The 15,454-nt window shown below is 61.9% G+C and carries 15 protein-coding genes; 11 read left to right on the top strand and 4 right to left on the bottom strand.

All coding sequences use genetic code 11. The annotated features are described in order from the left end of the window. Positions 1-78: 78 nt before the first annotated feature. Positions 79-474, bottom strand: coding sequence for a peptide-methionine (R)-S-oxide reductase MsrB (msrB, locus tag ACOCLD_RS10300; RefSeq protein WP_422909091.1), 396 nt, complete (start codon positions 472-474; stop codon positions 79-81). Positions 475-697: 223 nt separating this feature from the next. On the opposite strand from msrB, the gene ACOCLD_RS10295 reads away from it, so the two are divergent. The 4 genes from ACOCLD_RS10295 to htpX all read left to right on the top strand — a co-directional run bounded on the left by ACOCLD_RS10295 (position 698) and on the right by htpX (position 4,134). After that, the gene (locus ACOCLD_RS10295; RefSeq protein WP_257778246.1) at positions 698-1,909 is read left to right on the top strand and encodes a pyridoxal phosphate-dependent aminotransferase; all 1,212 of its coding nucleotides are present in this window, start codon (positions 698-700) and stop codon (positions 1,907-1,909) included. 12 nt (positions 1,910-1,921) lie between these two features. After that, entirely contained in the window at positions 1,922-2,668 is a 747-nt protein-coding gene (locus tag ACOCLD_RS10290; RefSeq protein ID WP_422909090.1) for an SDR family NAD(P)-dependent oxidoreductase, read from the top strand. A gap of 2 nt (positions 2,669-2,670) precedes the next feature. Next, positions 2,671-3,123: a hypothetical protein gene (locus tag ACOCLD_RS10285; RefSeq protein WP_422909089.1), complete on the top strand. Its 453-nt coding sequence runs from the start codon at positions 2,671-2,673 to the stop codon at positions 3,121-3,123. 135 nt (positions 3,124-3,258) lie between these two features. Further along, a complete protein-coding gene (gene htpX / locus ACOCLD_RS10280) occupies positions 3,259-4,134 on the top strand; it encodes a protease HtpX (RefSeq protein WP_257778243.1) in 876 nt (291 codons plus the stop codon). A 54-nt stretch (positions 4,135-4,188) separates the two neighbouring features. Here the strand turns inward: htpX and ACOCLD_RS10275 are convergent, their stop codons facing one another. Further along, positions 4,189-4,845: a thiopurine S-methyltransferase gene (locus ACOCLD_RS10275; RefSeq protein ID WP_422909088.1), complete on the bottom strand. Its 657-nt coding sequence runs from the start codon at positions 4,843-4,845 to the stop codon at positions 4,189-4,191. A 169-nt stretch (positions 4,846-5,014) separates the two neighbouring features. Between ACOCLD_RS10275 and ACOCLD_RS10270 the strand changes: the two genes are divergently transcribed. After that, complete coding sequence (locus ACOCLD_RS10270; RefSeq protein WP_422909087.1) at positions 5,015-5,785, top strand: DODA-type extradiol aromatic ring-opening family dioxygenase; 771 nt, start codon at positions 5,015-5,017, stop codon at positions 5,783-5,785. Between the two features lie 69 nt (positions 5,786-5,854). On the opposite strand, the gene ACOCLD_RS10265 is transcribed toward ACOCLD_RS10270, so the two are convergent. After that, the gene (locus ACOCLD_RS10265; protein ID WP_422909086.1) at positions 5,855-7,570 is read right to left on the bottom strand and encodes a DEAD/DEAH box helicase; all 1,716 of its coding nucleotides are present in this window, start codon (positions 7,568-7,570) and stop codon (positions 5,855-5,857) included. A gap of 331 nt (positions 7,571-7,901) precedes the next feature. Between ACOCLD_RS10265 and ACOCLD_RS10260 the strand changes: the two genes are divergently transcribed. Beyond that, a complete protein-coding gene (locus tag ACOCLD_RS10260; protein WP_422909085.1) occupies positions 7,902-8,693 on the top strand; it encodes a crotonase/enoyl-CoA hydratase family protein in 792 nt (263 codons plus the stop codon). A 164-nt stretch (positions 8,694-8,857) separates the two neighbouring features. Here the strand turns inward: ACOCLD_RS10260 and ACOCLD_RS10255 are convergent, their stop codons facing one another. Beyond that, complete coding sequence (locus ACOCLD_RS10255; RefSeq protein WP_422909084.1) at positions 8,858-9,631, bottom strand: spermidine synthase; 774 nt, start codon at positions 9,629-9,631, stop codon at positions 8,858-8,860. A 163-nt stretch (positions 9,632-9,794) separates the two neighbouring features. Here ACOCLD_RS10255 and ACOCLD_RS10250 point away from each other — a divergent pair, with 163 nt between their 5' ends. The 5 genes from ACOCLD_RS10250 to ACOCLD_RS10230 are packed head-to-tail and all read left to right on the top strand — an operon-like array spanning position 9,795 to position 15,379. Then, entirely contained in the window at positions 9,795-11,135 is a 1,341-nt protein-coding gene (locus tag ACOCLD_RS10250) for a flavin-containing monooxygenase (RefSeq protein ID WP_422909083.1), read from the top strand. Next, positions 11,135-12,070 (top strand): bile acid:sodium symporter family protein, encoded by a 936-nt coding sequence (locus tag ACOCLD_RS10245; protein WP_422909082.1) that lies wholly within the window; start codon positions 11,135-11,137, stop codon positions 12,068-12,070. The genes ACOCLD_RS10250 and ACOCLD_RS10245 overlap by 1 nt, the downstream gene beginning before the upstream one ends. Then, entirely contained in the window at positions 12,070-12,852 is a 783-nt protein-coding gene (locus ACOCLD_RS10240; protein ID WP_422909081.1) for an SDR family NAD(P)-dependent oxidoreductase, read from the top strand. The genes ACOCLD_RS10245 and ACOCLD_RS10240 overlap by 1 nt, the downstream gene beginning before the upstream one ends. After that, positions 12,852-13,592, top strand: coding sequence for a sulfite exporter TauE/SafE family protein (locus tag ACOCLD_RS10235; RefSeq protein WP_422909080.1), 741 nt, complete (start codon positions 12,852-12,854; stop codon positions 13,590-13,592). The genes ACOCLD_RS10240 and ACOCLD_RS10235 overlap by 1 nt, the downstream gene beginning before the upstream one ends. Next, entirely contained in the window at positions 13,589-15,379 is a 1,791-nt protein-coding gene (locus tag ACOCLD_RS10230) for an N-acyl-D-amino-acid deacylase family protein (RefSeq protein WP_422909079.1), read from the top strand. Before ACOCLD_RS10235 ends, ACOCLD_RS10230 begins: the two co-directional genes overlap by 4 nt. Positions 15,380-15,454 lie beyond the last annotated feature (75 nt).

The raw sequence follows: 15,454 nt of genomic DNA, 5'->3' as shown, positions 1-15,454 counted from the left end.
AATAGCGAGCAATTAAATTGCATGCAATTTAATTGCCTCTAAATAAGGCCTGCTGATGGCAGGCCTGCGGCATGGCTACTAAACGCGCGGCACCAGCTTGAGCGACGCCGAGTTGATGCAATAGCGCAGCCCTGTCGGTGCCGGCCCATCGGGAAACACATGCCCCAGGTGGGCATCACACTTGGCGCACTTCACTTCGATGCGGTGCATGCCGTGGCTGAAGTCATCCAGACTGGCGATGACCTCACTGCTGACCGGCTGAAAGTAGCTGGGCCAGCCGCTACCGGAGTCGTACTTGGCATCCGAGTCAAATAACGCGGCCTGACAGCAGGCGCAGTGGTAGATACCCGGCACTTTGCTGTCATGGTATTGGCCGGTGAAAGCACGCTCGGTACCGCCCAGCCGGCAGATATGAAACTGCTCATCAGAAAGCTCTTCACGCCAGGCTTCCAGGGGTTTTTCCAGCTTGTTCACAGGTAAGTCTCCTCTAGATAAAAATCGCTAGGAGCGATTCTTAATGTCGCGCAGCCATGCATGGCACGTCATTAAAAAAGCCCGACCAGTACCTTTGCCAAGGTCGGGCTGGCACGTATCATTCGACCCCAGTCTGTCACCGGCGTTACAACCTGCCAAGGCGCGTCATATCGCGACTGCTACAGGGTAATTCAGCGACGTTTCTCCATTCGGGATCACTTACATGCAGTTCAGCAAATCGAACAAGCTCGCCAACGTCTGCTACGACATCCGCGGGCCGGTGCTCAAGCACGCCAAACGCCTGGAAGAGGAAGGCCACCGCATCCTCAAGCTGAACATCGGCAACCCGGCACCGTTCGGTTTCGAAGCCCCTGAAGAAATTCTCCAGGATGTGATCCGCAATCTACCCACCGCCCAGGGTTACAGCGACTCCAAGGGCCTGTTCAGCGCACGCAAGGCGGTGATGCAGTACTACCAGCAAAAGCAGGTAGAAGGTGTCGGCATCGAGGACATCTACCTCGGCAACGGCGTCTCCGAGCTGATCGTGATGGCCATGCAGGCGCTGCTCAATAACGGCGACGAAGTGCTGATCCCGGCACCGGATTACCCGCTGTGGACTGCTGCCGTGGCCTTGGCCGGCGGCAAGCCGGTGCACTACCTGTGCGACGAGCAGGCCGGCTGGTTCCCCGATATCGCCGACATGCGCGCCAAGATCACGCCGAACACCAAAGCCCTGGTGCTGATCAACCCGAACAACCCCACTGGCGCGGTCTACTCCAAAGAAGTGCTGATGGATATCGTCGAACTGGCGCGCCAGCACAACCTGGTGCTGTTCTCCGACGAAATCTACGACAAGATCCTCTACGACGAGGCCCAGCACATCTCCACCGCGTCGCTGGCACCGGACGTGCTGTGCCTGACCTTCAATGGCCTGTCCAAGTCTTACCGTGTGGCGGGCTTCCGCTCTGGCTGGGTGGCGATTTCCGGGCCGAAACACCGTGCACAGAGCTATATCGAAGGCCTGGATATCCTCGCCAACATGCGCCTGTGCGCCAACGTACCAAGCCAGCATGCAATCCAGACCGCCTTGGGCGGCTACCAGAGTATCAATGACCTGGTGCTGCCCAACGGCCGCTTGCTGGAACAGCGCAACCGCACCTGGGAGCTGCTCAATGACATCCCCGGCGTTAGCTGCGTCAAGCCGATGGGCGCGCTGTATGCCTTCCCGAAGATCGACCCGAAAGTCTGCCCGATCCACAACGATGAGAAGTTCGTGCTGGACCTGCTGCTCTCGGAAAAACTGTTGATCGTTCAGGGCACCGCCTTCAACTGGCCGTGGCCGGATCACTTCCGCGTGGTCACTCTGCCCCGTGTGGATGAGCTGGAAATGGCTATTGGCCGCATCGGCAACTTCCTCAAGACCTACCAACAGTAAGCGGAGATCACCATGCGCCAGGGCAAACGCTACCTGCTGACCGGGGCCAGTTCCGGCATCGGTGCTGCCCTGGCCCGCGAGCTGGCCAGCCGAGGCTACGACCTGGCCCTGGCCGCACGCCGTGAAGACAGCCTGCACCTGCTGGCCGCCGAACTGCAGGCGCGCTTTCAGTGCAAGGTGGTGGTATTGCCACTGGATGTAACCGACTACAACGCCTGCCAGGATGCCGTAGGCCTGGCCGCCAATGCGCTCGGCGGGCTCGACGGGATTATTGCCAATGCCGGCATCGGCCTCGCCGGCAAAGCAGGAACCGGGCGCTTTGATCGCTACCGGCAAACACTGGAAACCAACCTGCTAGGCTCCATCGCCTGCCTGGATGGGGCCACCCAGCTATTCCTTGAACAAGGTCACGGCCACCTGGTGGCCATCGCCTCGGTAGCCGGCAAGCGCGGCCTACCCGCTTCTGCGGGCTATTCGGCCAGCAAGGCCGGACTGATCAGCTACATGGAGTCTCTGCAGCTGGAGCTGTACCGCACGGCTCTGGATACCACTCTGATCCTGCCAGGCTACATCGATACACCGATCAATCAGGGCAGCGGTCCGCGCCCTTTTCTGATCAACGTTGAACGCGGCGCCGCACTTATCGCCCGCCATATTGAAAAACGCAGTAGCAGTGCTTACGTCCCCGGCTGGCCCTGGGCATTGATTGGCCGCCTACTGCCCTGGTTACCCACCACACTGATTTCCAGAGCGCTCTAAACATGGACCTGCAGATCGACGACTTCTACAAGGATGCCGCCGCCGGCCTGCTGGCCCTGTACCAGGCCTTTCCCAGCAAGACCGCGCTGTATGTCGAAGACCTGATCGGCCGTGAAGAGCCAGACGAATTCGGCTTACCCACACCCCGCCATCAAAGCTGCCTGGGCGCCCTGCTGTGGCTGGCTGACGAGGGATATATTCGCTTTGAGTCCACCATCGGCTACGACGCCCTGGACCAGGCTGTGCTCTCGGAAAAGGGCTTCCTGCGCCTGACCCGCGGCGTACCTCACGCCCTGCCAGAAGGCAATGCACTACCGCCCAGCGTACGCCGTGTGCACGCTACCCTGGCGTTTCAGCTGCGTGACGCATTGGCCCAGCGCCATGGCGAGCGCGTCGCGCGTCTCACCCGCCTGCTCTTCGAAAGCACCCTGAACGGCACAAGCGACATAGTTTGAAATAGTACCCAGGTTGAAGTGCCTGGGGTGCCGCCCTTATATAGCCGTCATCATCAAAGCAGACTGTTGATACCCACCATAAAAGCAGGTTCAACAGCCTGATAGAACGTTCCCCGTGAGGAGTCTCAAAACACCATGATGCGCATTATGCTGTTCCTGGCCACCAACATTGCGGTGTTGGTCATCGCCAGCATCACCCTGAAACTGCTCGGGGTTGACCGCTTTACCGGCCAGAACTATGGCAGCCTGCTGGTTTTCTGCGCCGTGTTCGGTTTCGCCGGTTCGCTGATTTCGCTGTTCCTGTCCAAGTGGATGGCGAAGATGAGCACCAAGACCGAAATCATCACTCAACCGCGCACCCGCCACGAACAGTGGTTGCTGCAAACAGTTGAAGAGCTGTCCCGTGAAGCCGGGATCAAGATGCCGGAAGTCGGTATCTTCCCTGCCTACGAGTCCAACGCCTTCGCCACTGGCTGGAACAAGAACGACGCTCTGGTAGCGGTCAGCCAGGGCCTGCTGGAGCGCTTTTCACCTGATGAAGTGCGCGCCGTACTGGCCCACGAAATCGGCCACGTGGCCAACGGTGACATGGTCACCCTGGCACTGATCCAGGGCGTAGTGAACACCTTCGTGATGTTCTTTGCGCGGATCTTCGGCAACTTCGTTGACCGCGTAATCCTGAAGAACGAAGGTGAAGGCCACGGCATCGGCTACATCGTTGCGACCATCTTCGCCGAGCTTGTTCTGGGCATCCTGGCCAGCATCATCGTTATGTGGTTCTCGCGTAAGCGCGAATTCAAGGCCGACGAAGCCGGCGCACGCCTGGCCGGCACTGGCGCAATGATCGCCGCCCTGCAACGCCTGCGCGCCGAACAGGAAGTACCGGTCACCATGCCTAACAGCCTCACCGCCTTCGGCATCAATGGCGGCCTGAAAGGCGGTCTGGCCGGCCTGCTGATGACTCACCCACCACTGGAAGTGCGTATCGAAGCCCTGCGCCAGCGCGGCTAAGTTCAACAGTCACGCAAAAGGCGGCCCAAGGGCCGCCTTTTTTGTTTGCAGATTTCAGCGCTTATCCAAGCGATAGACCCGCTCATCTAGGCGCTCAAGGCCGCGCTTGAGAAACTTCCAGTTGTCCCCCAGCACATCACCGCACGCCAACTCCTGCAACTGCCAATCGGGCGTAAACAGCCGCTGCACCTCGTCATCCGCTACCGCAAAAGGCGGGCCGTCCATCTGCGCCTGGTCATAGTCCAGGCTCACCAGCAACCCCTGGCAGCCGCTGGGTAAAATCTGCGTCAGTTGCGCCACATAACGCGCGCGCATCTCCGGCGGCAATGCGATCAGCGCGGCGCGATCATAGAGTGCGGCGCAACCAGCTAGTTGCTGCGCACCGAGGGCAAAGAAGTCGCCGCAATAGATCTCCAGATTGCCCGCCTGGTAATGCCTGAATGCCCCGATGTCACTTACCAGCGGCTGCAGCCCATGCTCGGCGAAGAAGTCCTCCACCGCACGCTGCGCCAGCTCGACACCAACCACCTGATAGCCCTGCCCCGCCAACCAGGCCAGGTCCAAGCTCTTACCACACAGCGGCACCAGCACCCGTGCGCCCTCAGGCAAACCCAGTGCCGGCCAGTAACGCTGCAGATAGGGGTTGACCTCGGGCAGATGAAAGCCAATTTCACTGCGCGCCCATCGCGCCTGCCAGAACTCTGCGTGCATATCGCCTCCTGTAGAAACTCAGCCACTGATCCTGCCGCAAAGCGGCTACAAGTCCAAGGACTTGTGCCTGCGTAAAACATCTACAAAGACGATAAGTACACTCGGATATTTACGCTTTTATGTGCAACTTACCTGATGGAAGATGCAGGCAATCGCTTAGGAGTCCGTCATGCACCTACCCAGCCTGTTTATCTCCCACGGCTCACCCATGCTGGCCTTGCAGCCAGGCGCCAGCGGCCCGGCCCTCGCCCAGTTGGCTCAGCGACTGCCGCGCCCACGTGCCATTCTGGTGGTTTCTGCGCACTGGGAAAGTCACGACCTGCGGGTCGGCAGCGCCGCCAGACCGGATACCTGGCATGACTTCCGTGGTTTCCCTGGCGAACTCTATCAGGTGCAATACCCCGCCCCCGGCGAGCCGCAACTGGCCAGCGAGATCGTGCACTTACTGACGCAAGCCGGCCTGCCAGCACAACTCGACGCCGAGCGGCCACTGGATCACGGTGCCTGGGTGCCTCTGACACTGATGTACCCACAGGCCAACATTCCTGTCGTACAAGCCTCGCTACCAAGCCAGCAAGGCCCGACACTGCAACGCCGAGTTGGCCAGGCACTGGCGGGATTGCGTGATAACGGCGTGCTGCTGATCGGCTCCGGCAGCATCACCCACAACCTCGGTGAGCTGGACTGGCAAGCCGGGCCGGAGCAGATCGAACCCTGGGCACAGGCCTTCCGCGACTGGGTGGTGGAGAAACTGACCACGCAGGACAACGCAGCCCTCGATGACTATCGCCGCCAAGCGCCCTACGCTGTACGTAACCACCCCAGCGACGAACACCTGCTGCCGCTGTTCTTTGCCGCAGGCGCTGGCGGGCAATTCAAGGTCGAACACAGCGGCTTTACCCTGGGCGCACTGGGGATGGATATCTACAGCTTCACTTAAGCCATACTCCCGACAAACAGCAGGAATAAAAAGCCCCGCACTTGGCGGGGCTTTTTATTCAACGAAGCATCAATCTTCGCGATAACGACGCAGCTTGAGCGGCTTGCCACCTACGCGGGTGTCTTTCAGCTTACCCAGCAAACGATCAAGGCCTTCTTCCGGCAGCTCGACCAGGCTGAAGCTCTCGCGCACCTGAATGCGGCCGATATCTTCACGGGCCAGACCGCCTTCATTGAGGATGGCGCCGAGCAGGTTCTTCGCCGCGATACCATCGCGCGCGCCCAAGGCGGTGCGGCAACGCGCACGGCCTTCGGCCAGCGGTACCGGCGCACGACGCTCACGACCGCCTTCACGCTCAGGACGATCACCACGGTCACTGCGCTCGCTACGCTCACGCGGGCCACTACTGCCCGGCACCAGCGGCTGATCACGCTGAACTTCAGCCAGGGTCAGCGCTTGGCCATTTGTAGCCTTGCGCAGCAGGGCTGCGGCCAGGGCACGCGGGCTGCAACCAATGTCAGCGGTCAGGCGATCCAGCAGATCACCGTGGCTGGCTTCGGCATCAGCCACCAGCGGAGCCAGGCTGTTGGTAAGTTTCTTGATGCGCGCGTCCAGCACTTGGTGGGCGTCCGGCAGCTTGACTTCGCCAACCTTCTGCCCGGTAACACGCTCGATCACCTGCAGCATGCGGCGCTCACGCGGGGTCACCAGCAGCAGCGCGCGACCGGTACGGCCGGCACGGCCAGTACGGCCGATACGGTGTACGTAGGACTCAGGGTCATACGGCATATCGACGTTCATCACGTGGGTGATGCGCGGTACGTCGAGGCCGCGAGCAGCCACGTCGGTGGCGATAACGATGTCCAGACGACCATCTTTCAGCGAGTCGATCACGCGCTCACGCTGGTTCTGCGCAATGTCGCCGTTCAGCGCAGCAGCCTTGTAGCCCTTGGCCTCCAGCGCGGCGGCCAGATCCAGGGTGGCTTGCTTGGTGCGCACGAAACCGATCAACGCGTCGAACTCTTCGACTTCCAGCAGGCGCAATACAGCGGCATGCTTCTGGTCGGCGTGGACCATCAGGTGCGCCTGCTCGATGGCAGTCACGGTCTGGGTCTTGGAGGCGATCTTGATGTGCTGCGGCTCACGCAGGTGTTTCTCGGCGATGGCGCGGATAGAGTGCGGCAGGGTCGCGGAGAACAGCACGCTCTGACGGCTGGCCGGCATGGCTTCGAAGATTACTTCGAGGTCATCCATAAAGCCCAGTTTGAGCATTTCGTCGGCTTCGTCGAGTACCAGGTACTGGATGGTCGACAGCACTTTCTCGTCACGACGCAGGTGGTCTACCAGACGACCCGGAGTGGCCACGATGACTTGCGCGCCCTGGCGGATGGCTTTCAGTTGCGGGCCCATCGGCGCGCCGCCATAAACGGCCACCACGTTGAGGCCAGGCATCTGCTTGGAATAGGTTTCAAAGGCGGTGGCCACTTGCAGGGCCAGCTCACGGGTTGGCGCGAGGATCAGCGCCTGCGGCTCGCGCTTGGCCGGGTCGATCTTCGACAGGATCGGCAGGGCGAAAGCGGCGGTCTTGCCGGTGCCGGTCTGCGCCTGACCGATCATGTCCTGACCGGACAGGATCACGGGAATGGCCTGGGCCTGAATCGGTGACGGCTCTTCGTAACCAACAGCGGTCAGTGCAGCGAGAATATTGGAATTGAGTCCGAGTGCGGCGAAGCCGCCGGTTTCCTGGGTCATGGGTCTGCCTCTAGTGCATCCGCAAAGACCCATGTTCCAAAGCTGCGCATGCCGTGTAAGACCCGAAAGTCACCCTGGCAGCTCTGTAGGCGGGGATTTGCGAAAACATGGTGATAAATGAATCGTCAAGGATAGCCCGCTTTGCGGACTGGCTGCCGAAGTCGAGCTCCGGGCGATTTGCACTACCTGAACGTGGCCAAAAATTGACCGGCGCGCACTATACCGGAAAACCTGGCCGATGTGCTGGTTTTTGCAGAAATAGAGCCTGGACAAGGCCAAATCGTCATCCTCTGATAGCCTGCAAATGGCACGCTGTAGTAGCACAGCGCCTACCTTCATAACCTGCCTACAAGGACTCACTGCCATGACCCAAAGCACCAGCGGCCGCGTCAGCCGTGAAAAACGCGGCCAGATCATGTTGATCGGCCTGGACCGCGCGAGCAAACGCAACGCGTTCGACATGCCCATGCTGGATGACCTGTGCCTGGCCTATGGTGAGTTCGAACGCGACAGCGAGGCGCGGGTGGCGCTGGTGTTTGCCCATGGCGAACACTTTACCGCCGGGCTGGACCTGGCCAATGTGGCCGCCCAGTTTGCTGCCGGGTGGAAGATCCCGGAGGCGGGTTGCGACCCTTGGGGCGTGTTCGGCGGGCCGCGCGTCAGCAAACCGGTGATCGTCGCCGCGCAAGGCTACTGCTACACCATCGGTATCGAACTGATGCTGGCCTCGGATATCAACATGTGCGCCAGCAACACCCGCTTCGCGCAAATGGAGGTGCAACGCGGTATCTTCCCCTTCGGCGGCGCGACCCTGCGCATGCATCAGAGCGCAGGCTGGGGCAACGCCATGCGCTGGCTGCTGACCGGCGATGAGTTCGATGCCCACGAAGCCTATCGCCTGGGACTGATCCAGCAGGTGGTGGCCAGTGAGGAGCTGCTGCCCAAGGCTCTGTGGCTAGCTGAGCGCATTGCCGCGCAAGCGCCGCTGGGCGTGCAGGCCACCCTAGCCTCAGCGCGTCAGGCTGTGGTCGAAGGCCAGGCTGCCGCAGCCGCCAGCCTGCACCCAACGGTTACCCGCCTGATGGCCAGCGAAGATGCACAGGAAGGTGTGCGAGCCATGCTGGAAAGGCGGCCGGGCGATTTCAAAGGACGTTGAGCTTCATAATCCGCGAGCTGTTAAGAACCTGATTTACGGTATCGCGAGCTAGGATCATGCAAGGCAAAAGCAGGCGAGGAAGCGGAGTTTACTGGTGTAAATGAGCATTCCGAGCCTGCTTTTAACGCAGCGGGGCCGACGCGCAGCAGACCGTAAACAGGTTCTCAGGTCGCCGGGCGCACTACCTTGATCAACGACTCCAGCGAATAACCGAACTGCGGCGCCAATAGCGCATCACGGCGGCGCAGTTCGTCGAAGTCGATTTCCTGCTCAAGATCGGCCGGCACCAGCAGCACCACATTGCCCTCCTTCACCGGGCACTCCCAGTAATGCCGATGGTAGAGACCGCGCAGCAGTGGTGCGCCGAGGGGTTTGCCGTCGTTGCCGGCCCACTGGTTGATAATCAGCCAGCCGCCGGGATTGAGCTGCTTCTGGCAGTTTTCCAGAAAACGCCAGGCCAGATGCCCGGTCGCCGGACCATGGTCGGTATACAGATCGACAAACAGCAGGTCGGTCTTTTCCGCGCTTTCCAGCAGCTCCAGCGCATCGCCGATACGGATGGTCAGGCGCGGGTCATCGGTCAGGCCCATGTGCTCCATGGCCAGGCGCGGCACATCGGCGCGCAGCTCGATCACCTCGACATCATCGAGCGGCAGAAACTTCAGGCAGGCCTGGGTCAGGTTGCCGGCACCGAGCCCCAGAAACAGCGCGCTTTCCGGGTGCTCGTGACACAGCGCACCAAGCAGCATGGCGCGGGTGTAGTCGTACTCCAGCCAGCTGGGGTCCGGCATATAGACGCAGCTCTGCTCAATCGCCTCACCGAACTCAAGAAAGCGGTACGCGCCCATTTCGACCACCTGAATCACCCCGAAGGCATCGTGCACTTCGGCGATCAGCAGTGGGTCCGGCATCTGCCCAACCGGAGGTAAACCTGGCATCCCGCACACTCCACCGTGACATCCTCGACCATTTCGGCCAGAGGAAAGGCGCTAATTGTCATTGAGGCACCCTCCCTTGGTCACGCGATAATTTGCCGCAGTCGGGGGCGCCGAGTTTATCGTTCTGCGACTACAACAATAAAAACGATTATCGAGGTTTGCCATGTACGCCATTATCGGTGCCGGCCCCATGGGGCTGTGTACAGCACGTCAACTGCACAAGCACGGTATCGACTTTGTCGGTTTCGAACTGCACGCGGATGTCGGCGGCCTGTGGGACATCGATAATCCGCACAGCACCATGTACGACTCGGCGCACCTGATTTCCTCCAAGGGCACCACCCAATTCAGCGAATTCCCGATGCGCGCCGAGGTGGCCCCCTACCCGCATCACAGTGAGATGCGCCGTTACTTCCGCGACTATGCCAAGCACTTCAGCCTGTATACGCACTACCAATTCAATACCCGCGTGGTGGAAATTCAGCGCCTGGACAAGGGCTGGAAGCTGATCAGCGAGTACGACGGTGTGCAGCGTGAATGGCTGTTCGACGGTGTACTGATGGCCAACGGCACCCTGCACACGCCCAATCAGCCGGCACTACCCGGCACGTTTACCGGCGAGCTGATGCACTCCAGCGACTACCGCTCGGCAGCGGTGTTCGACGGCAAGCGTGTGCTGGTAATCGGCTGCGGCAATTCGGCCTGCGACATCGCCGTGGACGCCGTGCATCGCGCCGCTTCGGTGGACCTCTCGGTGCGCCGTGGCTATTACTTCCTGCCCAAATTCACCCTCGGTCGACCCACCGACACCCTCGGCGGCGCGATCAAGCTGCCGCGCCCGTTCAAGCAATTCCTCGATGGCCTGCTGGTGCGCGCGCTCGTTGGCAAGCCGTCGCAATACGGCCTGCCCGACCCTGACTACAAACTCTACGAATCGCACCCGGTGATGAATTCCCTGGTGCTGCATTACCTCGGCCATGGCGATATCCGCGCGCGCCGCGATATCGCCAAGGTGGAAGAGAAACTCGTCACCTTCAGCGACGGCGAACAGGCCGAGTACGACCTGATTCTACAAGGCACCGGCTACAAGCTCGACTACCCCTTTATCGACCGCGCGCACCTCAACTGGCCGAGCAACGCTGGCGCGCCGCAGCTGTACCTCAACGTGTTCCACCCCGAGTACGACGACCTATTTATGTTGGGCATGGTCGAAGCCTCGGGCCTCGGCTGGCAGGGCCGCGACGAACAGGCCGAACTGGTGGCGCTGTATATCAAAGGACTGCAAGCCGGAAGCCAGGCGGCCAAGGACTTCCAGGCGCTCAAGCGCGAACGCGCCGGCATACGCCTGGACGGCGGCTACCAGTACCTGCAACTGGAGCGCATGGCCTACTACGTGCACAAGGACAGCTATCGTCAGAGCATCGCGCAGCACAGCAATAGCCTGCGCGCCGGTTTGGCTGCGCGGCCCGCTGCCAACAGCCGCACTGCCGAAGGAAGCCTGTGATGGAGCCGGTGAATATCCAGTTCGACCCCAGCAGCCTGGTGCTGATCAACATCATCCTCGCCGTGATGATGTTCGGCGTCTCGTTGGACCTGCGCCTGGATGACTTCAAGCGTATCGTCCGCGAGCCCAAGGCACCGCTGATTGGCCTGCTGGCGCAGTTTGTTCTGCTGCCCGCGCTGACCTGCCTGGTTTGCTGGGCGCTGCGCATCGAGCCGATGCTGGCCCTCGGCATGATGCTGGTGGCGGCCTGCCCAGGCGGCAGCTTCTCCAACATCATGACCTGGATGGCGCGTGGCAACGTCGCGGTCTCGGTGAGCATGACGGCGGTATCCAGCCTGGCAGCCAGCGTGCTGACGCCACTGAATTTCGGCTTTTACGCCTGGCTCAACCCGCTGACCCGGCCCTTGCTGACGCAGATCGCCATGGACCCGGTCAGCCTGCTGCTCCTGGTATTGCTGGTACTCGGCCTGCCGCTGATCGCCGGCATGTGGATTGGCCGGCGCTTTCCTGGCCTGTCGCTCAAGGTGGAAAAGCCGCTGCGCATCTTTGCTCTGCTGGTGATGCTGGCCTTCGTTACCCTGGCCTTCAGCCGCAATTTCGACCAGTTCATTACGCATTTCCATCTGTTCTTCTGGTTGGTGGTGGCGCACAACGCCCTGGCCTTGGCCGTGGGCTATGGCTGCGCGCGGCTATCCGGGCTGCCGGCAGCGGATCGCCGGGCGATTACCCTGGAAGTTGGTATTCAGAACTCGGCCCTGGGTCTGGTGATCATCTTCACCTTCTTCCCACAGGCCAGCGGCATGCTGCTGATCGCCGCGTTCTGGGGCTGCTGGCACCTGGTCAGCGGCCTGGCCCTGGCCTTTATCTGGTCCCGTCGGCCACCCGCAAGCCTGCCGCTGACACCTGCGGCCCTGGCCAGCGCTGGAGAAAAATAATGCCTACCATCTTGATCACCGGGGCCGCCAGCGGCCTCGGCTGGCAGCTTGCGCGCGCCTATCACGGCCAAGGCTGCAACCTGCTGCTCACCGATATCAACGCAGACGGTTTGAGCGTGCGAGTAAATGAGCTGGGCGCCGATCGGGTAATCGGCCTGGCCGGCGATATCACCGATCCACACCTGCATCAGCACTTGCTACAAGTCTGCCAAGAGCGCTTCGGCGGCCTCGATATGCTGATCAATAACGCCGGCATTACCCACCGCTCGCCAGCCATGCAGACCGACCCCGCCGTGTTGCGCAAAGTCATGGCCGTCGATTATCAGGCCCCCGTGGAACTGACCCTCAGCGCCTTGCCGTTGCTGCGCCAGAGCCGTGGGCAGATCATCGTCATCGGTTCCATGGCCGGCTGGATGCCGGTGCTCGGCCGTGCCGGCTATTGCGCGGCGAAAAGCGCCCTCGGCCAGTTCTTCGAGGTGCTGCGCGCCGAGGCCGCCCGTGACGGCATCAAGATGCTGCTGGTGTACCCCAGCTTTCTCGATACACCGATCGAACAGAACGCCCTCGGCGGCGACGGCAAGCAAGCGCAACACGGTCGCTCGACCATTGGCCAGGTACGCGGCGCCGACTGGATGGCCGCGCAGATTCTCCAGGCGCAGAGCCAGGGCCGCGAGCGCCTGTTCCCCGACCGTGGCAGCTGGCTGGCCAGCCTGCTCTGGCGCATCGCTCCGGGTTTTTACTACCGCAAGATGAGCGCGCGCTTCGCCGGGGAGATGGGCTGATGGAGCTTATCTGGCTGACCCTGGCCGGTTTTATCCTGCTGGCCTACACCCTGGAAGCCATCACCGGTTTCGGCAGCATCGTGATTGCCCTGTCACTGGGCGCCCTGCTGCTGCCCATCGACCAGCTGCTGCCAGTGCTGGTGCCACTGAATATCTGCATGACCGGCTACCTGGCCTGGCGGCATCGGCAGATGATCGACCGGCGCCTGCTGCTGGGCATGATCCTGCCCGGCATGCTGCTTGGCACGGCTCTCGGCTATGCCCTGCTGCCCTTTCTTGATGCCGCCCTGGCCAAGCGCCTGTTTGGCGCGCTGGTGCTGTGGTTTGCCGCCCGCGAGTTGTGGCGTCTGCGTCATGCGGCCGTGCAACCCGTGCGACCCATGTGGCTCAGCCGCCTGCTCAGCCTGTGTGCGGGCATCAGTCACGGCCTGTTCGCCTCCGGTGGCCCGCTGCTGGTATTCGCCCTGGCCGGCACCCAGCTGAACAAGGCGCGCCTGCGCGCCACCCTGGTCACGGTGTGGTTCACCCTCAACAGCCTGCTGACCGTCGCCTTCCTGCTCGACGGTCGCCTGCTGCCCGCCCTGCCGCAAGTCGCCAGCTACGCGCCGTTGCTGCTGATCGGCGTGTGGCTGGGTGAGCGCCTGCACCAGCGCTTCAACGAACAGCATTTCCGCATTGCCATCTACCTGTTGCTGCTGGTCACCGGCGGCCTGCTGCTCGCACCCTGGAGTCTGCTATGAGCCACGACATCATCATCAAGAACGGCCTGTACTTCGACGGCAGCAACCAGCAAGGGCAGCTGCGGCATATCGGCATCAAGGACGGACGCATCGATGTGCTCAGCCTCAGCCCGCTGAATGAAAGTGGCTGCCCCGAGGTGCTGGATGCCGCCGGCAAGTGGGTGACGCCGGGCTTCCTGGAAATCCACTCGCACTACGATGCCGAAGTGATCGCCGCGCCGGCGCTGAAGGAATCGGTGCGCCACGGCGTGACCAGCGTGACCATCGGTTCCTGCTCGATCAGCATGGTGCTGGCTGACGCCGAGGACTGCTCGGACCTGTTCACCCGCGTCGAAGCGGTGCCGCGTGAATACGTGCTGCCGATTCTTAAAGAGAAGAAGACCTGGCGCGACGCCGCCGGTTACCGCGCGTTCTATGACCAGCATCCGCTGGGACCGAACGTCAGCTCCTTCTTCGGCCACTCCGAACTGCGCGTGGCGGTGATGGGACTGGAACGGGCAACCAGCAAGATCAAACCGACTGAAGCCGAGTTGCAGCGCATGGAACAGCTGCTGGAAGAGGCGCTGGACGCCGGCTGCATCGGCCTGTCGGTGATGACCACCAAGCTGGACAAGATGGACGGTGACCGCGCCTGGTCCAGCCCGCTGCCCTCGACCTTTGCCAGCTGGACGGAGTTCTCCCGTCTGTTTGCCGTGCTGCGCCGGCGTGGCGCGGTGCTCCAGGGCGCGCCGGACGCAGTGACCAAGGTCAACGTATTCGCCTTCCTCTACCAGGCCCACGGCTGGTTTAGAAAGCCGTTGAAGTGTTCGATGCTCACTGCGCTGGACCTCAAGTCCCAGCCGCTGCTGCACCGTTTCACCCGCCTTTCCGGCTGGCTGGCCAACAAGGTTCTACGTGGCCACTTCCGCTGGCAGACCCTGCCGGCGCCGTTCACCCTGCGCCTGGAAGGGCTGAACGTGAACGCCTTCGAGGAGTTCGGTGCCGGCGAGATCCTGCGCAATATCAAGGACCCGGACGAGCTGTACGCCAAGGTACTGGAGCCGGAGTTCCGTGCGCTGTTCAAAAAGCAGGTCAAGGCCGTGCTGACCAAGGGTCTGTGGCACCGCGACTTCTCCGATTGCTGGGTAACCGAATGCCCGGACGCCAGCCTGGTTGGCCAGAACTTCAAGCAGCTCGGCGCCGCCCGTGGCCTGGACCCGGTGGACGCCTACTTTGAGCTGGCCTGCGAATACCGTGAGGCGCTGAAGTGGACCACCTGCTACGGCAACCAGCGCGAGGCGGTGATGCACAAGCTGCTGGCCAGCCCCTGGACCCAGCCGGGCTTCGCCGACTCCGGCGCGCATCTGCGCTCCATCGCCCAGTACAACTTCCCGCTGCGCTTCCTTAAATATGTGCGTGACGCCGAACTGGCCGGCACGCCGTTTATGAACATGGGTCGCGCCATCCACCGCCTGACTGGCGAGCTGGCGGATTTTATCGGGGTGGATGCCGGCACTATCCGTGTTGGCGACCGCGCTGATGTGGTGATCGTCAACCCGGCCGGGCTAACCGATGAGCTGGACGAGATGTATGAGGCACCGATGGAGGTGCTCGGCCTGGAGCGGGTGGTCAAGCGCAATGACGCGGCGGTCGACGCCACCCTGATCAACGGCCGTATCGCCTACCGTCGCGGCAGCGAGTACCCGCAAGAGCTGGGCAAGCTGCAGGGCTTTGGCTGCTTTCTGCCGGGGCGTGACGTATTGCCACGCACGGCCACCGCCAGCGGCTTCAGGCCTGTCACTACCTGAGCCGCACGTCACCATGCAGCGGCTCTATCGCGCCTATCGGCTTGAAGCGTCCGGCTTATCGGTTACCATGCCCGT

Origin of the sequence: Pseudomonas cimarronensis, from assembly GCF_049331905.1 — a bacterium.
In the GTDB taxonomy this organism is placed as follows: domain Bacteria; phylum Pseudomonadota; class Gammaproteobacteria; order Pseudomonadales; family Pseudomonadaceae; genus Aquipseudomonas.
The sequence above is the reverse complement of the archived record's forward strand: the minus strand, read 5'-3'. Positions and strand labels throughout refer to the sequence as shown.